Source organism: Synechococcus sp. CCY 9618, from assembly GCF_019038415.1.
In the GTDB taxonomy this organism is placed as follows: Bacteria; Cyanobacteriota; Cyanobacteriia; order PCC-6307; family Cyanobiaceae; genus Cyanobium.
Map to the genome: position 1 here is coordinate 17,564 of NZ_JAFKRG010000020.1, position 20,514 is coordinate 38,077.

26 protein-coding genes and 1 pseudogene are annotated in these 20,514 nt (G+C 69.4%); 17 read left to right on the forward strand and 10 right to left on the reverse strand.

Annotated features, from left to right (window positions below):
• Positions 1 to 7: 7 nt before the first annotated feature.
• Positions 8 to 3,118: a DUF3769 domain-containing protein gene (locus tag KUG41_RS05875; protein ID WP_216902073.1), complete on the reverse strand. Its 3,111-nt coding sequence runs from the start codon at positions 3,116 to 3,118 to the stop codon at positions 8 to 10.
• A gap of 132 nt (positions 3,119 to 3,250) precedes the next feature.
• Positions 3,251 to 3,370, reverse strand: a complete 120-nt coding sequence (locus KUG41_RS05880; protein ID WP_015109632.1) for a photosystem II reaction center protein I — start codon at positions 3,368 to 3,370, stop codon at positions 3,251 to 3,253.
• A 162-nt stretch (positions 3,371 to 3,532) separates the two neighbouring features.
• Here KUG41_RS05880 and KUG41_RS05885 point away from each other — a divergent pair, with 162 nt between their 5' ends.
• The gene (locus KUG41_RS05885) at positions 3,533 to 6,511 is read left to right on the forward strand and encodes a glycoside hydrolase family 38 C-terminal domain-containing protein (RefSeq protein WP_216902075.1); all 2,979 of its coding nucleotides are present in this window, start codon (positions 3,533 to 3,535) and stop codon (positions 6,509 to 6,511) included.
• Here KUG41_RS05885 and psbN read toward each other — a convergent pair.
• Entirely contained in the window at positions 6,499 to 6,648 is a 150-nt protein-coding gene (gene psbN, locus KUG41_RS05890) for a photosystem II reaction center protein PsbN (RefSeq protein ID WP_015109630.1), read from the reverse strand. The two genes, KUG41_RS05885 and psbN, sit on opposite strands and share 13 nt — an antisense overlap.
• Positions 6,649 to 6,769: 121 nt before the next feature.
• On the opposite strand from psbN, the gene psbH reads away from it, so the two are divergent.
• From psbH to KUG41_RS05910, 4 genes are read left to right on the forward strand one after another with little or no spacing between them, the layout of a single operon-like run.
• Positions 6,770 to 6,970 (forward strand): photosystem II reaction center phosphoprotein PsbH, encoded by a 201-nt coding sequence (psbH, locus tag KUG41_RS05895; protein ID WP_015109629.1) that lies wholly within the window; start codon positions 6,770 to 6,772, stop codon positions 6,968 to 6,970.
• A gap of 19 nt (positions 6,971 to 6,989) precedes the next feature.
• Positions 6,990 to 7,289, forward strand: coding sequence for a TatA/E family twin arginine-targeting protein translocase (locus KUG41_RS05900; RefSeq protein ID WP_216902077.1), 300 nt, complete (start codon positions 6,990 to 6,992; stop codon positions 7,287 to 7,289).
• 15 nt (positions 7,290 to 7,304) lie between these two features.
• Complete coding sequence (gene pth / locus KUG41_RS05905; RefSeq protein ID WP_371734048.1) at positions 7,305 to 7,913, forward strand: aminoacyl-tRNA hydrolase; 609 nt, start codon at positions 7,305 to 7,307, stop codon at positions 7,911 to 7,913.
• Positions 7,914 to 7,957: 44 nt separating this feature from the next.
• Entirely contained in the window at positions 7,958 to 8,215 is a 258-nt protein-coding gene (locus tag KUG41_RS05910; protein ID WP_216902079.1) for a DUF3146 family protein, read from the forward strand.
• On the opposite strand, the gene KUG41_RS05915 is transcribed toward KUG41_RS05910, so the two are convergent.
• The 4 genes from KUG41_RS05915 to rph all read right to left on the reverse strand — a co-directional run bounded on the left by KUG41_RS05915 (position 8,185) and on the right by rph (position 11,531).
• Positions 8,185 to 8,655 carry a resolvase gene (locus KUG41_RS05915; RefSeq protein ID WP_216902081.1) on the reverse strand — a complete coding sequence of 157 codons (471 nt, stop codon included), beginning with the start codon at positions 8,653 to 8,655 and terminating at the stop codon, positions 8,185 to 8,187. The genes KUG41_RS05910 and KUG41_RS05915 overlap by 31 nt on opposite strands.
• Entirely contained in the window at positions 8,652 to 9,899 is a 1,248-nt protein-coding gene (locus KUG41_RS05920; protein WP_216902083.1) for a DUF3084 domain-containing protein, read from the reverse strand. The genes KUG41_RS05915 and KUG41_RS05920 overlap by 4 nt, the downstream gene beginning before the upstream one ends.
• A 74-nt stretch (positions 9,900 to 9,973) precedes the next feature.
• Positions 9,974 to 10,714, reverse strand: coding sequence for a global nitrogen regulator NtcA (gene ntcA, locus KUG41_RS05925; protein WP_216902087.1), 741 nt, complete (start codon positions 10,712 to 10,714; stop codon positions 9,974 to 9,976).
• A gap of 85 nt (positions 10,715 to 10,799) precedes the next feature.
• Complete coding sequence (gene rph, locus KUG41_RS05930; protein ID WP_216902089.1) at positions 10,800 to 11,531, reverse strand: ribonuclease PH; 732 nt, start codon at positions 11,529 to 11,531, stop codon at positions 10,800 to 10,802.
• A gap of 158 nt (positions 11,532 to 11,689) precedes the next feature.
• Here rph and KUG41_RS05935 point away from each other — a divergent pair, with 158 nt between their 5' ends.
• The 10 genes and pseudogenes from KUG41_RS05935 (at position 11,690) to KUG41_RS05980 (ending at position 16,581) form a co-directional block, all read left to right on the forward strand.
• Complete coding sequence (locus KUG41_RS05935) at positions 11,690 to 12,280, forward strand: cob(I)yrinic acid a,c-diamide adenosyltransferase (protein ID WP_216902140.1); 591 nt, start codon at positions 11,690 to 11,692, stop codon at positions 12,278 to 12,280.
• A 4-nt stretch (positions 12,281 to 12,284) separates the two neighbouring features.
• Positions 12,285 to 12,878, forward strand: a complete 594-nt coding sequence (gene dcd / locus KUG41_RS05940; RefSeq protein WP_216902091.1) for a dCTP deaminase — start codon at positions 12,285 to 12,287, stop codon at positions 12,876 to 12,878.
• A gap of 255 nt (positions 12,879 to 13,133) precedes the next feature.
• Entirely contained in the window at positions 13,134 to 13,817 is a 684-nt protein-coding gene (locus tag KUG41_RS05945) for a DUF4145 domain-containing protein (protein WP_216902093.1), read from the forward strand.
• Between the two features lie 89 nt (positions 13,818 to 13,906).
• A pseudogene (locus KUG41_RS16080) lies at positions 13,907 to 14,101 on the forward strand (cold shock domain-containing protein); the annotation flags it as partial.
• An 89-nt stretch (positions 14,102 to 14,190) separates the two neighbouring features.
• Complete coding sequence (locus KUG41_RS16085; protein WP_371734051.1) at positions 14,191 to 14,379, forward strand: DUF1294 domain-containing protein; 189 nt, start codon at positions 14,191 to 14,193, stop codon at positions 14,377 to 14,379.
• Positions 14,376 to 15,128 (forward strand): DUF429 domain-containing protein, encoded by a 753-nt coding sequence (locus KUG41_RS05960; protein ID WP_254216887.1) that lies wholly within the window; start codon positions 14,376 to 14,378, stop codon positions 15,126 to 15,128. The genes KUG41_RS16085 and KUG41_RS05960 overlap by 4 nt, the downstream gene beginning before the upstream one ends.
• Entirely contained in the window at positions 15,115 to 15,606 is a 492-nt protein-coding gene (locus KUG41_RS05965; RefSeq protein ID WP_216902095.1) for a GNAT family N-acetyltransferase, read from the forward strand. Before KUG41_RS05960 ends, KUG41_RS05965 begins: the two co-directional genes overlap by 14 nt.
• An 87-nt stretch (positions 15,607 to 15,693) precedes the next feature.
• Positions 15,694 to 15,942 (forward strand): hypothetical protein, encoded by a 249-nt coding sequence (locus KUG41_RS05970; RefSeq protein WP_216902097.1) that lies wholly within the window; start codon positions 15,694 to 15,696, stop codon positions 15,940 to 15,942.
• Positions 15,943 to 15,989: 47 nt separating this feature from the next.
• Entirely contained in the window at positions 15,990 to 16,202 is a 213-nt protein-coding gene (locus tag KUG41_RS05975) for a hypothetical protein (protein WP_216902099.1), read from the forward strand.
• A gap of 73 nt (positions 16,203 to 16,275) precedes the next feature.
• The gene (locus KUG41_RS05980) at positions 16,276 to 16,581 is read left to right on the forward strand and encodes an HPF/RaiA family ribosome-associated protein (RefSeq protein ID WP_216902101.1); all 306 of its coding nucleotides are present in this window, start codon (positions 16,276 to 16,278) and stop codon (positions 16,579 to 16,581) included.
• A gap of 17 nt (positions 16,582 to 16,598) precedes the next feature.
• Here the strand turns inward: KUG41_RS05980 and thyX are convergent, their stop codons facing one another.
• Positions 16,599 to 17,324: an FAD-dependent thymidylate synthase gene (gene thyX / locus KUG41_RS05985; protein WP_216902103.1), complete on the reverse strand. Its 726-nt coding sequence runs from the start codon at positions 17,322 to 17,324 to the stop codon at positions 16,599 to 16,601.
• Between the two features lie 44 nt (positions 17,325 to 17,368).
• Entirely contained in the window at positions 17,369 to 17,932 is a 564-nt protein-coding gene (locus KUG41_RS05990) for a thioredoxin domain-containing protein (RefSeq protein WP_216902112.1), read from the reverse strand.
• A gap of 130 nt (positions 17,933 to 18,062) precedes the next feature.
• Between KUG41_RS05990 and KUG41_RS05995 the strand changes: the two genes are divergently transcribed.
• On the forward strand, positions 18,063 to 18,473 hold the full coding sequence (locus KUG41_RS05995; RefSeq protein ID WP_216902114.1) for an NIL domain-containing protein: 411 nt from the start codon (positions 18,063 to 18,065) through the stop codon (positions 18,471 to 18,473).
• Between the two features lie 10 nt (positions 18,474 to 18,483).
• Positions 18,484 to 18,951: a hypothetical protein gene (locus KUG41_RS06000; protein ID WP_216902116.1), complete on the forward strand. Its 468-nt coding sequence runs from the start codon at positions 18,484 to 18,486 to the stop codon at positions 18,949 to 18,951.
• A 25-nt stretch (positions 18,952 to 18,976) separates the two neighbouring features.
• On the opposite strand, the gene KUG41_RS06005 is transcribed toward KUG41_RS06000, so the two are convergent.
• The coding region (locus KUG41_RS06005; protein WP_216902125.1) for a lytic transglycosylase domain-containing protein at positions 18,977 to 20,514 on the reverse strand (1,538 nt) is incomplete at its 5' end.

A 20,514-nucleotide genomic window follows, 5' to 3' on the forward strand; every position in this document is an offset into this window, starting at 1 on the left:
GCTTTACCTAGAAGGGGCGCTGGAGAGTGTTTCTTGTGGGGTGGTAGGGGATGAAGGGCGTTCCCGGGCCGTTGAAGTTGAAGTCGTTCAGCCGCACCCGGATGCCACCGAGGCCGTCGTAGGGGCTGTAGTACACCCCGATCTCGTAGGAGCGCCGCTGCCAGCGCAGCTCCAGGTAGGACCCGGTGATGTCGCCGTAGAACTCGGAACCGGGATCGACGTTGATGCCCACGCCGCCGCTGAACACCAGGGGACCCACCAGCTGCTGGCTGAGACCGATCCCCAGCGTGCCCAGATCCACGGCCCGGTCGAAGTTGAGCGGACTCTGGCCCTGCCGCAAGGTGATGCCGCCGGTGACCGTGAGCCGGGTGAAATCGAAGAAGGGCTTCTCGAAGTGGCCCAGGGTCAGCGAGGGGCCGAACGACAGCCCGATCGTGTTCTGGTTGGAGCCATCGCTGAAGTAAGTCGCGATACCTAGCAGGTTGGCGTCCAGGCGCAGGCCGGGCACGACCGGCACCGGCGTATTGGACAACGCCACCACCGGTGGGCTGGTGGAGGCCTTCCCGGTCCAGAGGGGATAGGAGAAGTTCATCGAGCCGACCGCACTGGCCCGCCAGAGGCTCAGCAGATCGGAGCTCCCGGACTGTTCGGCTTCGAACCGGCCGACGCCCAGCCTCCAGTAATAGCTCCGCGAGAGCTTGCCCCAGCTGGGGGCGGATCCCCGGTCTTCGAGGGAGACGCCGTAGGCGGAGTAGACGTCCTGTTCCCCCAGGGAGCCGTTCCAGGTCCGGAAGCGGTAGGCCCCGAAGATCCTGAAGGTGCTTTCCCCGAGCAGGGGCATGGTCACCTTCCTGGAGAAGTCGCCGTAGCTGCGGGTCCCGTCGGCGAAATTGTCGGGATCAAGGGTGGAGAGACTGAGCCTGGCTTCGGCGTCGAATCCCAGGAACATGCCGTTGAGCTTGGCTTCCAGGCCGAAGTAATCACCGGTCTTGGCCGGTTGCTCCACGCTGCGGGTGCTGCCAGGGGGGGAGCCGGGTGGGGGATAGACGCTGGTGGTGCCCTCAAACAGACGCTGCACCATCACCTGGGGCTGGATCTGGAGGGTGGTGGTGTTGCCGAGCTTGAACGACTGGTTGTAGCCGATGAAGAAGCCGTCCCGGTCCTCCGTGTCGTTGCCCAGCACCAGGCGATTGCTGACCTCCTCCTCCTTCTCGATCCGTTGCTCGCGCGTGACCCGGATCGGCAACCGGTCTTCGAGCCGCAGGGTGTTGCGTCGGGCTTTGACCAGGGTCGTGCCATCCGGCAGCAGGGTGATCACCACCTGCTCGGAATCCATCCACGACTGGGCAGGGGTGAAGGGATCGTTGGTGAATCCCATCCGATCTGCGGACAGGGTGTTGGGTGTGAATCTCAGGCGCCGACTCTGGATCCGCCAGCGGCTGATGAAGCCCTTGATCAGTTCCCCGCTTCTGGAGTTGTTCAGGCCCCTGAGCTGCTCCGGTCGGGTCGTGCCGAAGTCGTCGGCTGTGTCGGTTGTGGAGAGATTCCCGGAGAAACCGAACCCCCGCTCGCCCGTGAGACTTCGCTGGAAGCTGACGCCGTCCACCCTCTGGGGGATCGCGGCGATGGCCTCGCGGCGCAGCCGTTCCTGCTCGCGGGCGTTACGCCAGACCCCGCCCCTGTCGGGGCCGGACGCCGCTTCCGGTGGCGGTGGCACCGGCTGGCTGTTGGTGCCGCTCCAGCCCGGCCCCATGGTCACCTGCTCGAGCCGCTGGGCCAGGCCGTCGGGCTGTTCGCTGGCCAGCGGAGGCGCCCCCGGACAGCCCTGGGCCGGTGGCACCGCCATCGGCTGGCCGGTGGCCGGCCGGTCGGCACCGAAGCGGTAGCGCAGGCCGACCAGGTAGGCGTTGCTGCCTTCGCTGACGCCGCTGAAGGTGCCGTAGGCCCCGGAGCGGTGGTGGATGCGGCCCACCGCCGACCAGCGGGGGGTGACCAGGGCCTCCACCTCGAAGGCCAGATAGTTGAGCAGCCGGGCCGAGTTCGGACGGAAGGTGTTCTCGTAGTTGCTCTTGGCGGAGAGGACACTGAGTCCCTCGACGAAGAAGACGTTGAGCCAGGGCCTCAGCCACAGCCGCAGACCGAGCCCCGCGGTCAGCTCGCCGAAGGTCTGGCTGGGGGTGTTGGAGAAGGGCACCGACTGGTTGAAGCCCCCGCCCGGCTGGGCGCTCGCCCGGTGGCCGAGCAGGTTGGCGTCGAATTCCAGCGACACCGGTCCGGCCTCGAAGAGCCGGCGCTGCAGACCGATCCCCCCCAGGTATTCGGGCCGGAACCGGCCGCTGAAGGTGAAGGTGTCGCCGAACTCACCGGCGTACATCTGTCCGGCCCATGCGGTCGCCGCCCAGGGGTAGGGATGCCACTGGGGCACGGCCGGGTAGATCGGTGTGCAGCTGATCGGCTCCGGAGGCGGCAGCGGCTGGGAGGCCTCCGTCGCGAGGTCGAAGTCGGCCGAGCTGGTGTCGAGATCGATCACGCCGTAGACGTCGTCGATCTCGCCGATCCCCTCCAGCAGCGAATAGCGCAGGCGGCTGGCCTGCAGGTATTGCTGGCCGCGCTGAAAACGCACGTTGCCCACCGCGTAGATGGAGCGCGTGCTGGCTTCGAATTCCAGCCGATCCGCCAGCAGGCGGCCCCCGGCGATTCTGGCCATGACGTTGCCGGTGGCCACGAAGCGCTGCAGCTGGCCGTCGTACCCCTGCTGGTTCGCGGTCAGTTCGATCTCCAGGGGCACGTCCTCGTCCTTCAGGCCCTCCGGGGAGAGGCCAGAGGCCGGTTCCGGCACCGTCAGCGGCGCCGGCCTGGCCGGTGCCGTGGCGGGGCCGGAAGCCGGCGGTGCAGGAGAGGCTCCGGCCTCAGGTTCGTCGTCGAAGGGATCGGGGGTGGACTCTGCCGCTGCTGCGGGTCGGGGAGCTTCGGCCGGCAGGGCGGTGGCTCCGTCCGGCACGGCCCGGGCCGGTGCGGCGGCAGTCACTGCCAGCACGCCGCAGAGCCCCAGCCACAGGCTGGTGCAAAGGCTGCCGCCTGGGGCCAGCCGACGTGCCGTCCGGGGATGGAACACCACAGGCAGCGGGGGGACGGCGAGGACGCGGCCGATCCTGCCATGGGGGTTCAACGGCTGCTCCCCTGTCGGACCGGTTGTCAGGACGGGCGAAGAATGACGCCACAGGCGCGGGCGTCAGGGAAGAGGACGAATTCAGTCCTCAAGGTCCTTGCGGCTGGGGGAGCGGGTGGGATCGCTGGCCAGGAAGCCGAAGACGAAGATCCCGATGAAGAAGAAGACGACCGAGTAAACCGAGATCTTGAGAGCGAGCATGGTCTGTCCGGCGGGTGACAGGGAGTGACAGGCGCCGGTACGGGTCTCGATGACCCCTCGGCAGCCGCATCATCTTATGGGTGGTGGTCCTCCTCCCAGGCTGTCCGATGCCGTTTGGCGGGGGCAACCGGCCCCGATTGAAACGTTTCAGTCACGTTCCCCATGCATCGGCCGCAGGATCTCCAGCCCCGCTGGCAACGCGTTCAGCCTGGAGGCGGCGCCGTTGCGGCCCTGGGGGCGGCCTGGGGGCTGAGCCACCGTCCCGACTGGGCGGCCCGGGGTCTGATCATCTGGCCCCGGGGCGGCCAGTGGTGTCACCTGCGCCTGCGTTGCCTCTGTCCGCAGGAGTGGCTTCCCCTGGCGCCCGCCGCCGGGGGGGCAGCCAGGGCCCGGCTGGTGCTGTGCTGGTGGGCCGATCGCGCCGAACTCTGGGTGGATGGCGAGCCCATCCACACCGGTGATCTGTTCGACACCGCCTGCCGCTGGCCCCTGCCCATGCGCTGGTGGGAGGGGGCGGCGCTGGATCTGGAGCTGCGCCTGCGCAGTCCGCTCCACGACGACGGTGCTCTGATCCGGAGCCGGATCGAGCTCGAACCCCTCGATCCCGCCGATCCCCATGGTCTGCTGAGGTCCACCGGCGACGAGCTGCGCCAGCTGCGCCGCGGACAGGGTCATGACGGAACCCCTGGTGAGGGGGTGTTGCACGTGCTGGGCCATGCCCATCTCGATCTGGCCTGGCTGTGGCCCGTCGCCGACACCTGGCAGGCGGCGGAGCGCACCTTCGCCTCCGTCCTGACTCTGATGGAGCGCTTCGGGTCGCTCCACTTCGGCCATTCCACCCCGGCCCTCTACGCCTGGCTGGAGCGACACCGGCCGGCCCTGTTCGCGCGCATCCGCCAGGCGATGAGGGCCGGCCGTTTCGAGCCCCTCAACGGCCCCTGGGTGGAGAGCGACTGCATCCTGGTGTCCACCGCCTCGCTGCTGCGCCAGTTCCAGGAGGGCCAGCACTACAGCCGGCGCACCTTCCCGGAGTGGAGCCATCAGTTGGCCTGGCTGCCGGACAGCTTCGGCTTCGCCGCCGGCCTGCCGGCGGTGGCCGCCGCCACGGGGGTGCGCTGGTTCTGCACCCACAAGCTGGCCTGGAATGCCACCAACCCCTTCCCCCACCGCCTGTTCCGCTGGCGCAGCCGCTGCGGCGCCGAGGTGCTGGCCCTGATGACGGCGCCGATCGGCACCGATGGCGATCCGGTGGCCATGGAGCGCTACCGCCTGGAATGGCAGCAGGCCAGTGGCTGCGCCGATGCCCTCTGGCTGCCGGGGGTGGGGGACCACGGCGGAGGACCCACCGCCGAGATGCTCGAGCAGCTCGCCCTCTGGCAGCAGCAGCCGGTGGCGGCCGACCAGCGCCACGGCACCCTGCGGGCCTTCCTGCAACCCCTGGAGCCCCTGGCCGCCCAGCTGCCGGTGTGGCGGGATGAGCTCTATCTGGAGCTGCATCGCGGCTGTGCCACCAGCCGGCCCGACCAGAAACGCCACAACCGCACCCTGGAGCGGCTGCTGCGGGAGGCCGACCTGGCCGTCGCCCTCCTGAGCGGGGAGCCCGGGGCCGCCTCTCCCACTCAGGAGGACTGGCGCACCCTGCTGTTCCAGCAGTTCCACGACATCCTGCCGGGCACCGCCATCCCGGAGGTGTTCGAGCAGGCCGAGCCCCAGTGGCTGCAGGCCCGGCGCCGGGCCTGCAGCCGACGCGACGGGGCCCTGCTGCTGGGGCTGCGGCGGGCCCGGTCCGTCGGGGCGGCGGAGCCCTGGTGCGCCGTGCAGCTCCAACCTCTGCCGGGGGTGCCCCGCACCCTGCGACTGCCGGCCGGCGACTGGAGGCTCGAGGCTCCGGGGGGGGAGCGGCCGCTGGCGGGGCAGCCGGCCCCCGGGGGTGGTCAGTGGCTGCAGCTGCCCGGCATCGAGGGGGTGGGGGTGCTGCGTCTGCGTCGGCAGCGGCGGGGTTCGGGGTCGCCGACCGCCGGCAGCGAGGACGCCCTGCCCGTGCAATGGCCGGTGCAGCTGCTGCCGGCCGGGGAGCTGGGACCCGGTCACTGGCGGCTCGGCAACGGCCGGCTCTCCGCCCTGATCGGCCCCCGGGGGGTGGAGCAGCTCTTCGATGCAGCCGGCGTGCCCCAGCTCGCTGGTCCCCTGGCCTGGTGCCGCTGGCGCGACCGGGGGGAGTTCTGGGATGCCTGGGATCTGGCTGCCGACTACCACCAGCACCCCCGTCCGTGGACCTGGCAGGGGGTGCCGGAATGGCTCGAGACCGGTCCCCTCTGCGCCCGCTTCCGCTGGCGCGGCCGCTGTGGCGAGAGCCCGGTGCGCCTCGATGGCCGCCTGCTGGCGGGGAGCCCCTGGCTGGAACTGGTGCTCAGCACCCAGTGGCGCCAGCGGCACGAGCTGCTGCGCCTGGAGATCCCCCTGGCCCGGCGAGCCAGCCGCTGGGCCGCCGACACCGCCGGGGGGGTGATCGAGCGACCTGCCACCCCCCGCACAGCCCGGGAGCGGGCCCGCTGGGAGGTGAGCGCCATCAGCTGGATGGCCTCGGTGGGAGACGGCGGCGGGGATGGCCTGGCGGTGCTGCTCGATGGGCCCCAGGGGGTGTCGGCCACGGAGGGGCGCCTGGGGGTGTCCCTGCTGCGGGGACCCACCTGGCCCGATCCCGGCGCTGACAACGGCTGGCAGCGTCAGCGGCTGGCCCTGCTGCCGTGTCCCGGCGGCTGGCGGGCGGCGGGAGCGCCCCAGCAGGCGATCCGCCTGAGGGAACCGCTGTGGTGTCGCCCTGCGGGAGGCGCCGGACCCGGGGCTGGCGCCTCCGACACCCTCTTCCCCAGCCTCGGGGAGGATCTGCAGCTTGTGGCCCTGCGGCCCCTGCAGGAGGGGTCTGCCGTGGCCGGATCGGCCGAGGTGCTCCTCAGCGTCCAGAACCTGGGACCCTGCCGGCGCCGACTGGCACCAGGCCCCGATTGGGTCGCCCTCAGCCGCTGTGACGGCCTGGGTGAGGACCTGGGGAAAGGGGAGCTCTCAGACCTGCTGGTGCTGGGGCCCTGGCAGCTCGGTCACTGGCGGCTGGGCCGCAGGATTCCGGATCAGTCGTCGTGATCGTCGAAGGGATCGGTGAGGCCTTTGGAGGGGGGGCCGAAGGCGGTGTAGACGCCGAAACCGGTGAGCGCCAGCAGCACGGCGAGCACCGCAAGGGCCACCGAAAGGGCTGGGGAGGTGCTGGCGGCGGGATCCATGGCGGGCAGGGCTGGCGGGGGTGCGGGGTTCCGTCACAACTCTCGACAGCCCAACTCGGTGGGGCCGGCAAGACGCTTACAGTAAGCACCGCGATCCCGTGCCCGAGAGGTCCGAGCTGCCATGGCCCAACGCACCCGTCTGGGAAACCTGCTGCGCCCCCTGAATTCCGAGTACGGAAAAGTGGTGCCCGGCTGGGGGACCACCCCCGTGATGGGCGTGTTCATGCTGCTGTTCCTGGTCTTCCTGCTGGTGATCCTGCAGCTGTACAACAAGTCCCTCCTGCTCGAGGGGATCAACGTCAACTGGAACGGCGTCGGCTGATTTCCCTCGCTCCTTGCCCATGAACATCTTCGGCATCGGTCTGCCCGAGATGGCGGTCATCGCCGCCATCGGCCTGCTGGTCTTCGGACCCAAGCGCCTGCCGGAGATCGGCAAGACCCTGGGCCGCACCCTGCGGGGCTTCCAGTCGGCATCGCAGGAGTTCGAGAAGGAGTTCCGCAGCGCCGTGGGCAGTGATCAGCCCCTCGATCCGGAGCCCACCCCGCCCGCCATCGCAGCGGCACCCCCACCCCGGGACGAGTCGGCGCTGGAAGCCTCGGTGGTGGAGCCGGTCGAAGAAGGCGCCAACGCCCCGTCCTGAGGGTCGCTGACGCCGTTGGATCTGCAACTGCTGGTGGGCCTGGGCAATCCCGGCGCCCGCTACGCCGACACCCGCCACAACGTCGGCTTCATGGTGCTCGAGCGCCTGGCACGGGCCGAAGGGGCCGGCTTCCGCAACCAGCCCCGTCTGCATGGCCTGCTGGCCGAAACGGGACAGGGGGAGAAGCGGCTGCGGCTGCTGATGCCCCAGACCTTCATGAACGACAGCGGTCGCTCGATCCGGGCCGCCCTCGACTGGTTCCGCCTGGATCCCTCCCAGATGCTCGTGCTGGTGGACGACATGGACCTGCCCCTGGGCCGTCTGCGGCTGCGGGCGGCGGGAGGCGCCGGCGGTCATAACGGCCTGCGCAGCACCATCACCCATCTGGGCAGCGAGACCTTCGCCCGGCTGCGCATCGGCATCGGCGCCCCCGCTGACAACCCGGTGGAGCGCCGGGCTCGTACCGTGTCCCATGTGCTGGGGCGTTTCTCGGCCACTGACAGACCTGTGCTGGAGCAGGTGCTGGGAGAGGTGGAGGCGGGCATCGACCTGATCCGGCGCCTCGGCCTGGAGCGGGCCGCCAACCGGCTGAACAGTTTTAAGGCCGATCCATCGCCATCCTGAAGGCATCGACCGCCCCAGCCCGGCTGCCCCTCTGCCCGATTCCCGTGAGTCGCCTGCCCGCCACCACTGCCCAGTTGCGGGTGCTGCGCCAGAGCTTCAACCCCTGCCTGCTGGAGGGCGAGATCACGGCGGGCACATTCCAGTGGCGTTTCCGCTGGGCCTTCGACCGGGGTGAGCTCCAGGTGGAGCCCTCCCTGGGACGGGCCCTGATCCAGGACGCCCTGCTGCGCTTCCTGCTCAAGGCCGACTACCAGCTCGAGCCCGGCGGCGATTACGTCTTCACCGTCCGGGCCTCGTTCTGATCCGGGCGGCGGGGCAGTTCCCGCCCCAGCCGCCGCTCCAGCAGCAGCTGGGCCACGACGTCGTCCCAGTCCCGCGGCGGCAGACGCATGCCCTGCGGCAGCAGCCGGCGCCAGCCCCTGGGGGGAAACAGCTGCCAGTAGCGGCGCCGCGCCGCCAGGGTGGTGCCCCGTTCGTCCACCACCTCCACCGTCAGCAGGGGCTCCAGGCGCCGGCGCCAGGGGCCGCTGCCGGTGCCGTCACCGATCACCACCACCTGCAGGCCCCGCTGCCTCTGCCAGTCCTGGAGATGCCGCCAGGCGGCCTCGGGGGGGAGCACCAGGGCTGCGCGGATCTCGCGGCGCTCCGGATCGGTGAGCACCAAGCCGCACTTGCTGCGACCCGGATCCAGGCCGGCCAGGGGGCCTGGGGCCTGGGCGCCTCCGCCACCGGTGGCGGTCATGGCCGTGGCGCGCGGGGGGCCGGTTCGTTGCGCACCCAGCGCAGCTCCACGCCGATCGGGTCCGGCGTGTCGGCGGCCTGGGTCGCCACGGCCTCGAGGTTGGCGCTGACGCCGGCGGGTCGGTCGCCGAGCTCGCGGGCCAGGGCCGTGAGGCTGGCGGCATCGAACTGGAGGCCGTTGGCCAGGGTCCCCTGGCGCTGGACCTTGGCGTAGGCGGCGGCCAGCAGCAGGTTGAGGCGGCTGCGCACGGCGGCCGGATCACGGACGTCCGGCTCCAGGGCGGTGCGGGCCAGCACCTCCCCCTGCTCGACCACCTGGCGGTTGGGGCGCAGGTCCGGGAAGGCCAGCACCTGGGCCTCGCCCCGCAGCACGTTGGCGGCGGAGCGGATGCTGACCACCCAGGTGCCCGGGCTGCCGAGCAGGGATTCCAGCCGGGTGATGTCGCTGCGGGGCACCAGCAGGATCTGGCGGCTGGGGGGCTCGCCGGGCAGCAGTTGCTGGAAGGCGGCGCGGTTGGCCTCCTGCAGCAGGGCATCGATCACCTGCCGGGCCTGGCCGGGGCGCTGCAGCTGCACCTTGGCGGTGGCCAGGGGCTGGCCGCTGGCGATCACCACGTCGCCCCGGCGCAGGGCGATCACGTTCTTCTCGAGATCCTCCAGTTCCTTTTCGCCGGCGCTGATGCGGCGCCGCACGCTGGCCAGCTCGTTCTCGGTGCGGCGGATCTCCGCGTCGCGGCCCTTCACCTCCTTCGTGAGCCGGTCCCGTTCCGCCTCCAGGCGGCGGCGCTGGGCCTGCAGAGGCTGCAGCTCCCGGCGCAGGGTCTCCACCTGTCGCTCGGCCTCCAGCAGCTGGTCCCGGGCCCGGCGCTGGCTGGCCAGGGCCTGGTCACGCCGGCGTTCGGCGGTGGTCAGATCCAGCCGGCTGCGTTCCAGTTCACCGCGGGTGCGCCCCAGTTCCGCCTGGTTGCGCTGCAGAGCGATGCGGCTCTGCTGCAGGCGTTCCTGGATCTGGTCGAGCTGGAAGAGCCCCACCCGCAGCCGTTCGCTCACCAGAAGCATCAGCCCGAGCGACACGGCGCTGATCAGGCTGCCGGTGAGCACGGTGATCACCACAGCCGTGTTGCGGGGCCGGAGGTTGAAGAGGCTGAGGCGTGCCTTGCCCACCCGGCTGCCGAGCCGGTCCCCCAGGGTGGAGAGCACTCCGCCGAGCACCAGCAGCGCCAGGATCAGCAGCCAGCCCGACACCTCTGCGCCTCGGTTTCGCGGTGCAACAAGTATCCCTGGCGGCGGCGGCAGGCCCTTCGCCAGGGGCCGGCCGCTCAGCTGAACCGCTTGGCCAGGGCAATGGGATCGAAGACGGTGATCTTCTTGCGGTCGATCTGCACCAGTCCGTCGTTGCGCAGATCGCCCAGCAGGCGGGTGATCGTCACCCGGGTGGAGCCGATGGCCTCGGCGATGGCCTGGTGGGAAAGGCGCAGGTCGATGGTGATCCCCTCGCTGCCGGGCACGCCGAAATCGCGACAGAGCACCAGCAGGAAACTTACCAGCCGGGAGGACATGTCCCGGTGGGTGAGGGTTTCGATCATGGTTTCGGTCTGGAGGATGCGGGAGGAGAGGCCCTGGAGGAGCAGCAGCCCGACGCTGGCGTCCTGCTCGATGGCCCGCCGCACCGAGGTGGCCGGGGCCGTGACCATCTCCACCCGGGTGAAGGCGATGGCGTGATAGAAGCGGTCGGAGCGCTGGCCGGTGAGCAGGGACAGCACGCCGAAGAGGCTGTTCTCCCGCAGCAGGGCGACGGTGATCTCCTCACCGGATTCATACACCCGGGACAGCCGCACGGCGCCGCGGCGCAGCAGATAGACCCGCTCGGCCGGATCGCCGGGGAAGAAGATCGTCTTGCCCCGTTCAATGGTTTCGACGCTGCTGCCCGACAGCCCCCGGATCACTTCGAGAAGGGTGGTGGAGTTCGATCCGGACGCACCCATGGAAGTCACCGAACCGGGTGACCCGCTGGATGGACTGTTGGGGTAGCGACTGAAGCCACGCGTGGCGGCGACCATCGAGGCGTGGCGAATGGTAAGGAACCTATGGATCGCCATGGGCGAACCATGTAGCGAATCACACCCTTTGTAGGGTCTCGCCGGTTTACGGAGCGGGTGCCAGCGCCAGGGCCTGCCGCTGGGCCTCCTGGAGGGCCCGCAGCCCGGGCTCCGCCAGATCCAGCAGGGCATCGAGGCGGGCGCGGGGGAAGGGGGCACCCTCGGCGGTGCCCTGGATCTCCAGCAGCCGTCCCTGCTCGTCCATCACCACGTTGAGGTCCACGTCGGCACGGGAATCCTCGGAATAGTCCAGATCCAGCAGGGCCTCGCCATCCACCAGCCCCACCGACACCGCCGCCACCTGCTGGCGCAGGGGCGAGGCGGCCAGCACCCCGCGGTTCTGGAGGCGCTGCAGGGCGGCCGCCAGGGCGATCCAGGCGCCGGTGATCGAGGCGGTGCGGGTGCCGGCATCGGCCTGGAGCACGTCACAGTCGACCAGCAGGGTGCGTTCGCCGAGGGCGTCGAGATCCAGGGCGGCCCGCAGGCTGCGGCCGATGAGGCGCTGGATCTCCTGGGTGCGGCCGGAGAGCTTCATCAGCTCCCGCCCCTGGCGGGATGGGGTGGAAGCGGGCAGCAGGCGGTACTCGGCGCTGAGCCAGCCGCTGCCCGATCCCCGCCGCCAGCGGGGCACCTCCTCCTCAAGGCAGACGCTGCACAGCACCCGGGTACGGCCGGCCTCGAAGGTGACCGAGCTGAGGGCGAAACCCATGGGATCCCAGTGCACCTGCACGGGGCGCAGGTCCTCGGCGCTGCGGCCGTCGTTGCGGGCTGGAGTCACGGGGCCGGGGCGGGGAAACGGCAGCGTAGGTGTCGCCGCTGGTACGCCTGTTTCCACTACCGATGGTGTGTCCAGCTGGCGATGGCCGCTACATTCGGGAGGTGAAGGGCTGGGGCGTTCCCCCCGACCCCTCCGCCCACCGCTTCCATGGGGTGTCCATGACCGCCAGCCTCGTCGACCCCGGCCATTCCCAGCGATCGGCGGCCGGATCCCGATCCGAGGGGCTGGCTCTGGTGCCGCCACTGACGCCGCCCCTGCGGCTGGTGACCCAGCCTGAGGGGCTGCTGCAGATCCACACAGCCCCCTTCCGCGGCAGCTTCGCGGCCGTGTTCAGCCAGGCTCTGCGCACGGCAGGTCTTGGCAGCCGGGTGCTGGTGAGCCAGTTCCTCAAGGGTGGAGTGGAGCAGGGGCTGGCGGGCAGCCTGTGGCTCTGCGGCCGGCTGCAGTGGCTGCGGCCGGCCACTCCCCATTGCCTCGATGGGCCGCCGCCCGTGGAGGACGAGGCCGAGGACGCGGTGCGCCAGGTGTGGGACTACAGCCGCGGGCGGCTGCTGGCCGGAGATCTGGATCTGCTGGTGCTCGACGAACTGGGCCTGGCGATCGCCCTGGGCTACCTGCCGGCGGCGGAGGTGATCGCCAGCCTCGAGCAGCGGCCGGCCCATCTGGATGTCATCCTGACGGGCCCTTCGATGCCGGCCAGCCTGATGGCCATGGCCGACCAGGTCACCCAGCTGCGCCAGGGCCGTTAGCTCCATGCTCAAGAACGACCACTGGATCAACGAACAGGCCGCCGGCGGCATGCTGGAGCCGTTCCAGCCCACCCTGGTGCGCCACCTGGATCCGGAGGCCCGCACCGGCCCGGTGCTGAGCTTCGGCTGTTCGTCGTACGGCTACGACCTGCGCCTGTCGCCGAAGGAGTTCCTGATCTTCCGCCACGTGCCCGGCACGGTGATGAACCCGAAACGGTTCAACCCGGCCAATCTGGAGCCGGCGCCGATGCACAGCGACGAGGACGGCGACTACTTCATCCTGCCGGCCCACTCCTACGGGCTGGGGGTGGCGCTGGAGAAGCTGCGGGTGCCGGCCAACATCACCGTGATCTGCCTGGGCAAGAGCACCTACGCCCGCCTGGGCATCATCGTCAACACCACCCCGGCCGAAGCCAGCTGGGAGGGCCACCTCACCCTGGAGTTCAGCAATTCCTCCGGTGCCGACTGCCGCATCTACGCCGGCGAAGGCATCTGCCAGCTGCTGTTCTTCGAAGGCGACCCCTGCGCCACGACCTACAGCGACCGGGCCGGCAAGTACCAGCACCAGCCCGAGCGGGTGACCCTGGCGAAGGTGTGAAGGACGGGCATGGGTGCGTTATAGCGATCACCGATGCTGGTGTGTGCAGCCAAACGAGCCGTTCGATATCGGGTTCGCCCAAGTCGCTGGGCTGGTGCTTCGCTCTTCTACGGAGTGGCTGCCGCGGCAGCGCTCTCGGGGTATGGCTTTGCCTAGGGCACGAACTTATGCGGAAATAAGGCTGGTCGGTGGGGTGGTTATCGGACCCGCCCATTTAGTAGTTAGACAGCCGTACAAAAGTCAGGTGATCGTACCGTGAACGTTGATCAGAAAATCGTCTCACGAATCAAGGAGCTGATTGATCGAGGCGAGGCATTGCTCGCGACGCGACGGGATCCTCCGCGCAATTCAATCGGCTTTGACGCGACGGTCGATGGCCAATTGGCTCATCAGTGGTTTACAAACGTTCAGAACATCCTTGCGCGAGTCTTTGCGAAAGACAGCGAGCACTACCTGAACTTTTCCAAACAACCAGGAAAGCAGGGCCTCAGCTACTCGCCTGTGCGTAGATCACTTGGGGTTCTTAGGGCGGCGCTTGAGGATTACGAGCAGGGTTACTTGTTGAAGATCAAAGAGTTGGTTGAGGCAGAAGTCTTCAGCGACTTTCTAGATCAAGCCAGCGCGTTGATTGAGGCGGGGTACTGTGCTCCAGCGGCCGTTGTTGTTGGAGCAGTTCTAGAAGATGGTCTCCGTCGGCTAGCTCTTCGCTCGAACTTAGAGCTAGCAGAGGTCCCAAGGCTTGATCGAGTTAACGCCGAACTTGCAAAAGCCGGTGTTTACTCAAAACTCATGCAGAAGCGTATAACCGCACTTGCAGATATACGTAATAGTGCAGCGCATGGAGACTGGAAGGCATTTAACGAGGAGGACGTGAAAGACATGCATAAATGGACGTGTCGTTTTCTTGAAGAACATCTAGACAAGACTGACGCTGTCTAAAAAGCCCATCGATTGGACAGGCATCCATTGAGTCTCATGCTCGCCCTATGCATTGCCTGCCACTCAGGGGCAGTGTTAGACCGAGCTAGATGCCTCCACCACGATTCCTGGGAGAGCTCAAATCATGGAACGATGAGCGAGGCTTCGGTTTCATCGAACCAGTTCATGGTGGTAAGGATATCTTCGTCCATATCAAGGCCTTCCCTTCGGGTTCAGGCCGTCCATCGATCGGGCAATCGCTGACGTTTGAGGTGGAGCCAGGACGGGAGGGCAAATCTCGTGCCCATTCCGTTCAGTACGTCGAGCCCAGCAGGAGAGCCAAGCCTCATCGGCCATCCACGGTCGCCGCCGTACGCCAGAGAAGACGCTGCACCTGCTCGGTCTCGCCGGCGGCTGGCCTGGCGCTCTGCTCGCGCAGCAGCTGTTGCGCCACAAGTGTTCCAAGGCCAGCTTCGTGGCCATGTTCTGGTTCACGGCGGCAGCCAACGTCACGATGTTCATCGTCTGGCATTCAGGCTTGCTGACGAGCGTCGTTGTTTCATCAGAGCTGCCGCGGCTTTGATCACCACCGTCGGCATCGATGTGGGCGGCCCCCTCAAGGGATTCCACGCTGTGGCCCTCCGTGATGGCGCCTACGCGGGCCAGCTGGCCAGCCGTGAGGCGCGGGAGCTCGCCCACTGGTGCCGCTGCGTGGTGCAGGCGCGGGTGATCGCCATCGATGCCCCCTGCCGCTGGAGCGTTGATGGCCGCGCCCGTCCCTGCGAACGGGAGCTGAGGCGGCAGGGGATCGTCTGCTTCGCCTCGCCCACCCGCGAGGCCGCCGTCGCCCACCCAAGCGACTACTACGGCTGGATGCTGCGCGGCGAAGCGCTGTATCAGGCCCTCGAGCCCACCCATCCGCTCGCCGCCGCGCCGCCGCTCGCAGGCCAGCACTGTTGCTTCGAAACCTTTCCCCACGCCATCACCTGGCACCTGCGCGGCGGCAACGCCCAGGCGGCCCGCAAGCGCACCCAGCGCCGGGAGCTGCTGCGGCTGGCGGGCATCGACCTGGCTCCGCTCACCAGCATCGACCAGATCGATGCCGCCCTCTGCGCCCTGGCCGCACACCACGCCGCCATCGGTGGCGAGTGCGTGACCTACGGGGAGCCGCAGACGGGTTGGATCGTGGTGCCCAGCCGGCCCATCTCCTGGCCCGACATCAGCGGCCCCATCCGCACGTCACCCGGCTCGATTTCACCGGACCCCACGAAGTTCCGGCGCGCCTTCCGTGAGGCCAGCCTGTCCCTATCCTGCGGCCATGAAGCAGGTTGACGTCAGGCAGGCCGTCCTCGCCGATCTATCCGATCTCGCGCAGCTGCTGGATGCCTATCGCCGCTTCTACGGACGCAGCAGTGATGGGGAGGCCGCAGGCCGCTTCCTGCGGGCCCGCTTCGAGCATGGGGAATCGGTGCTCTTCATCGCGACCGTGGATGGGGTAGCCGTTGGCTTCTGCCAGCTCTATCCAGGCTTTTCCTCCCTTTCCCTGGCCAGGACCTTCATCCTCAATGACCTCTATGTCGTGGAGGGTGCCCGCAAGCAAGGTGTCGCCAGCCGTCTCCTCGAGGCTGCGGCGGAGTACGCCAGGCAGGTGGGTGCCCTTTGCCTCACCCTCTCCACGGCGACCGGCAATCAAACCGCTCAGGCCCTGTATGAGCGGCTGGGTTGGATTCGCGATCTGGAGTTCCATGTCTACAACCTGATCCTTTCGGCAGAGCGCCTCCCCCTGGCCTCAGCGGAGCAGGGGGGCTGACGCAGCTGCCGCTCACCGAGATCGGCGCCAAGAACAACACCACGACCGTGGTGATGCTGCCCGCTCGGGTAGCGTTGGGCCTCCGCCATGACCAGGGCCACGAAGACGCCGCTCCTCCTGATGCTGGGCAGCTCCATCGGCTTTCTGATAGGCATGGCCTGGGGCATCTTCTTCGGATTCCCCTCTCCCGATGCAGGGCAGAAGGAGTCGTTGCAGCTTCAGTTCCATGCGAATCTCTCCGGTTCGATCATGGCGCTCACGTTCCTCGTCTTTGGCGCATCGGGCATCTATCTTCTGCAGCAGCGGCTTCTGCCAAGGAGGCGAGATCGCTCCTAGGTCTGCATCGCATAGGCTCCACCATGTGCCACCTCACGATAAAGACCATGACTGAGACCATCGAGATCCGCGACGATTTCAGTGCGCTGCTGAAGCGCCATGTGGTTCCAGCGGGTGGCTCGGGCCTCCGTGGTGCCGTGCTGCTGGGAGCGGAACGCACCGGCGCTCAGCTTGCGGGGGCAAAATACGATTCGAAAACCCAATTTCCCGTTGGCTTTCATCCCGGGAAGGCGGGAATGCTGAGAGTGGAAAGCGACTGAATCGGCGGCTTCGGCCCCGAGGGCGTTCGCCGTCATACGGTGGCAGGGAAGTGGCGCAGACGTGGAGAGAACCATGCAAGTCCAGATCAACACCGACCACAACATTGGGGGCGACGAGCGGTTGGCGGAGGCGGTGGAGGCGGCCGTCCGGGGGGCCCTGGGCCATTTCGGCGCCCAGCTCACCCGGGTGGAGGTGCACCTCAGCGACCAGAACAGCGACCAGAAGACCGGCAGCGAGGACATGCGCTGCGTGCTGGAGGCACGGCCGGCCGGCCACCAGCCCCTCTCGGCCAGCGATGAAGCCGCGACCGTCGAGCAGGCCGTCGACGGGGCGGCACGGAAGCTGAAGCACGTCCTGGAGAGCACCCTGGACCGTTAAGCCCCCGGGCCCGGTGGTCAGGGCGCCAGCCGCGCCCTGTGCAGCCGGCTCTTCTCGTACCACTCGGCGAACTGCGGCACCCAGGTCTGCAGGTGGGGCCACATCAGATCGCAGAGTTCCCGGATCTCCTGCTGGGCATCGAGTTTGGCCCGCAGATCGAGGAAGTGCAGGAACGCCCGCAGGGTGAAGCTCACCACGAAGTGCTGGCGGTAGTCGAAGGGGAGGATGCCGCGGGCGTGCTCCTCGGCGAAGCCGGCATCGAGCAGGTCGCGGTAGCGGTCGGCGGCCGCCCGGCAGATCGCCAGGTCGATGGCCCGCTGGGCCTCGTCGTAGAGGTACTTCTTGCCCTGGCGGTCGCTGTAGGCCCCCACCGGCCGCAGGTAGAACACCTCCTCCAGCTCCAGTTCGCCGATGGCGGCCCGGCGGATGCGGTCGCCGGTGTAACGCATCGACTGCACATCGAAGCTCACCCCCACCCGGTGGGTGCGGGCCTGCTGCATCACCGAATGGGGGAACCAGCCCACGTTGAGCACGATCTGGGCGTGCTCCAGGGGGCCGTAGTGGCCCCGCTCGCCGGCCAGCAGCCGCTTGACGCAGATCTCGCCGGCCTTCCGCTCGTCGGGCCAGTCCTCCCGGTCGGCGGCCACGAAGCCTTCGCTGTAGTCCTGGTGCATCCCGGCGTAGACGCACTGCTGCGGGTTCGGCGTGGCGGCGATCAGGCTGACCCGGAAGCGGGGATCCATGGGCGGGGTCGACGGGGGGATGTGAGGTTGCGGGGTCGGGGGAATCAGCCGTGGCTGCGGGGGCCGGCCTGGGTGTCGGCCGCGGGGGGCGCTGCGGCCTCGGCCAGGGAGCTCACGGCCCCCACCCCCGCCAGCCTGGGCAGGGGCTCGCCCTCCACCAGGGCCGTGGTGAGGGCCTCCAGCTCGGGGCCGCTGCGGGCGCCGATGGAGCGGCCCACCGAGTCGCCGGCGGCATCGAAGAACTCCAGCTGGGGGATGCCGTTGACGTCGTAGCGCTCCAGCTCCGGCTGCCAGCGGGGGTTGTCCACATTGAGCAGCACCACATCCAGCTGGCCATGGCGTTGGCGTTCGATCGTCTCCATCGCCGGCGCCATCGACCGACAGGCTTCGCACCAGTCGGCATAGAACTCCACGAGCGTGGGCCGGCCGTCGGCAATGGCCGTGGTGAACTCGGGCGACTGGCGGGCCAGGCGCTCCAGGGGCGCTTCCGGGTGCAGGCCGCCCCGCAGCCACAGCATCAGCACCACCAGCACCGCCGCCACCGCCGCCAGGGCCATGCGTTCAAGCCGGCCCAGGGCTGGCGGGGGGGAACTGCCCGAGGGGGCCATGGACGGCGGTGGCATGGAACGGGGCCACTCTGGCAGTGGTGCTCCTCGCTCAGCGGAGGCCCATGCACAGTGCCATCGCGCTGATAGCCCTGACCAGCGTTGCTAGCGTTTGTTTTCCCGGTCTGGAGCGGTGAAACGGCGCCTCACTCTCCATTTCCCCTCCGAGGCGGTCCATCAGCCGATCACCTACCGGCTGGCGGTGGATTTCGACATCGCCGCCAAGATCCTGCGGGCTCAGATCGCCCCCAACCAGAGCGGCACCATGGTGGTGGAGCTCTCCGGCGACATCGACGAACTCAATGCGGCCGAGGACTGGCTGGAGAGCCAGGGTCTGGGGCTCAACCGCGCCCCCGGCGAGATCCGCATCGACCCGGACCTCTGCGTCGATTGCGGCATCTGCTCCAGTGTCTGCCCAAGCGGTGCCCTGAGCTTCACCGCGGCAAGCCAGCGGCTGCATTTCGAGGCCTCCCGCTGTCTGGTGTGCGAGCAGTGCATCCCCAGCTGCCCGCTGGAGGCGATCACCCTGGTGCTGGAGCCATGAGGAGCGAGGGATGAGAGACATCTTTCGGCTGCTGCTGCTGCCCTTGCAGGCGCCGATGCTGCTGGTGCTGATGGGGGTGAGCACCTACCTGGGCATGCACTGGAGCCGGGCGATGGATGTGACTGAATCCCAGATGCACGGGCTCACCACCCTGATCTGGTCGGCGGAGTGCCTGCAGGCCCTGCTGATCGTGGTGGTCTGCACCATGCCCGATCTGATGCTGCGTCAGGTGTCGATGCTGATGGCCGCCAGCCGGGTGGTGAGCCTGGTGGTCACCCTGCTGGCGGTCACGGTGGGTGGCCTGTACCTCCTGCACCTCAACGTGCTGGCCAATGTGCTGATCCTGGGCTCGGCGGTGCTGCTGGCCCGGCTTGATCTGCTGCGGGTGCGGGTGGTGCCGCCGCCCCTGGTGCTGGCGGCGGTGCTCACCCTGCTGGTGCTGGGCGGCGCCAACTTCGGCCGCATGATCGTGCGCTGATCGCCTCCCTGCACCAGGGCGCCGCTCAGCAGCCTGGCTCGGGGCCCTGCTGGTAGCTCCAGACGTTGCCCAGCACCTTCTTCACGTAGAGGCGCGTCTCGGGATAGGGAATCGCCTCCACCCACAGCTCCGGGGCACCGGCCAGCCGGGGCCCCAGCCAGCCGGCCACGGCCCCCGGCCCGGCGTTGTAGCTGGCCACCGCCAGCAGGGGACTGCCGTCCCACTGGCGCAGCATCCGGGCCAGGTAGCGGCCGCCGAGCAGGGCGTTCTCGGCCGGGTCCTCCAGCACGGCCTCCGGCACCGGCCCACCGGCCAGCTCGGCGGCGGTGGCGGGCATCAGCTGCATCAGCCCGGTGGCGCCCACCGGTGAGCGCACCGTCGGGGTGAAGCGCGACTCCTGTTTGGCCACCCCCAGGAGCAGCTCCATCGGCAGGCCGGCCTGCTGCGAGGCCGCCGCGAAGGCTTCCGGAAAACGCAGCGGGTGGAGGCTGCGCTCCAGCTGGCGCTCAAGGCCGCACTGGTCGCCGCCGAGCCGCAGGCTGGCCCGCTCCAGCAGGCCGAAGGCGGTCCAGTCATCGCCGACCCCCTGACGCAGCCGCCCCTCCAGCAGCAGCTCCTGGCTCCCCTCCGGATCGCGGCGGCCGCGGCGGTCGCGCCAGGTTTCCCAGGCCTCGGTGCGCTGATCGAGCCGCCACAGGCGATCCAGGGTCGGGTCGCCGCTGGTCAGGGGCTGCCAGGCGGCGCTGTCGGGCGGCTGGCGGGGACCGGCGCCCAGGTCCAGATCCCCCTGGCCCAGGCGCACGGAGGCACGCCAGCCGTAGTAGCCACCTGGATGGCGCCGCAGCAGGGCCTCCCAGGTGCCCCGGGCGGCGGCGTCCTGGCCGAGCTGCGCCTGGGCGAAGCCGACCCAGAAGCTCTGACGTGCCGCCAGGGGGGGCGGCAGCCGGTCGGTGGGGATGGCCTCGAGCAGGGTGAGGGCCGCCCGCCACTGGCCGGCCAGCAGCCGTTCCCGGGCCAGGTCCCACTGCAGTTCACGGCTGGCGGGATCCTGGGGCGAGCGGCCCAGCAGGCCCAGGGCGGCCGCATCGGTGCCGGCATGGGGCCCCGGACCCTGCGGTTCGGCGTCCAGGATCCGCCGGGCCTGCACCGGCGCGCTGTCCCGCCAGCGGGGCGGCAGCTGGTCGAGGGCGGCCCTGGCGGCAGGACCGTCCAGCTGGCTGAGCAGCCGCACGGCCGCGTCCGCCTCGGGGGGTGGCGGGCTGGTGCGGGCCACGCGCATCAGCAGACGCTCGGCCTGGCGTTGCTGCTCCGCGTCCCCGACCAGCAGGGCCTGGGCCAGGCGCAGCCGGCCGCTCGGGGAGAGGGCCGCCTCGGCCTGCCCCAGGCAGCCAAGGGCGCCGCCGGCATCGCCCAGTTCCGCCAGGCCCTCGGCCAGCTGGGCTTTCTGGGGGGGCGTCAGGGTGCGGGCATCCTCTGCGCAGACCTGCCGCAGCCGGGCACCGGCGCCCGGCCAGCGGGCGCCCCAGCGGGCCAGGTGCAGGGCGCCGTCGCGGCGGGCGGCCG

Bases quoted from the DNA above. Each gene is read 5' to 3' on its own strand.
- KUG41_RS05880 (WP_015109632.1), bottom strand. From the start codon at position 3,370: ATGCTCGCTCTCAAGATCTCGGTTTACTCGGTCGTCTTCTTCTTCATC.
- KUG41_RS05885 (WP_216902075.1), top strand. From the start codon at position 3,533: ATGCATCGGCCGCAGGATCTCCAGCCCCGCTGGCAACGCGTTCAGCCT.
- psbN (WP_015109630.1), bottom strand. From the start codon at position 6,648: ATGGATCCCGCCGCCAGCACCTCCCCAGCCCTTTCGGTGGCCCTTGCG.
- psbH (WP_015109629.1), top strand. From the start codon at position 6,770: ATGGCCCAACGCACCCGTCTGGGAAACCTGCTGCGCCCCCTGAATTCC.
- KUG41_RS05900 (WP_216902077.1), top strand. From the start codon at position 6,990: ATGAACATCTTCGGCATCGGTCTGCCCGAGATGGCGGTCATCGCCGCC.
- KUG41_RS05915 (WP_216902081.1), bottom strand. From the start codon at position 8,655: ATGACCGCCACCGGTGGCGGAGGCGCCCAGGCCCCAGGCCCCCTGGCC.
- ntcA (WP_216902087.1), bottom strand. From the start codon at position 10,714: ATGGTCGCCGCCACGCGTGGCTTCAGTCGCTACCCCAACAGTCCATCC.
- KUG41_RS05935 (WP_216902140.1), top strand. From the start codon at position 11,690: ATGACCGCCAGCCTCGTCGACCCCGGCCATTCCCAGCGATCGGCGGCC.
- dcd (WP_216902091.1), top strand. From the start codon at position 12,285: ATGCTCAAGAACGACCACTGGATCAACGAACAGGCCGCCGGCGGCATG.
- KUG41_RS05965 (WP_216902095.1), top strand. From the start codon at position 15,115: ATGAAGCAGGTTGACGTCAGGCAGGCCGTCCTCGCCGATCTATCCGAT.
- KUG41_RS05970 (WP_216902097.1), top strand. From the start codon at position 15,694: ATGACCAGGGCCACGAAGACGCCGCTCCTCCTGATGCTGGGCAGCTCC.
- KUG41_RS05975 (WP_216902099.1), top strand. From the start codon at position 15,990: ATGACTGAGACCATCGAGATCCGCGACGATTTCAGTGCGCTGCTGAAG.
- KUG41_RS05980 (WP_216902101.1), top strand. From the start codon at position 16,276: ATGCAAGTCCAGATCAACACCGACCACAACATTGGGGGCGACGAGCGG.
- thyX (WP_216902103.1), bottom strand. From the start codon at position 17,324: ATGGATCCCCGCTTCCGGGTCAGCCTGATCGCCGCCACGCCGAACCCG.
- KUG41_RS05990 (WP_216902112.1), bottom strand. From the start codon at position 17,932: ATGGCCCCCTCGGGCAGTTCCCCCCCGCCAGCCCTGGGCCGGCTTGAA.
- KUG41_RS06000 (WP_216902116.1), top strand. From the start codon at position 18,484: ATGAGAGACATCTTTCGGCTGCTGCTGCTGCCCTTGCAGGCGCCGATG.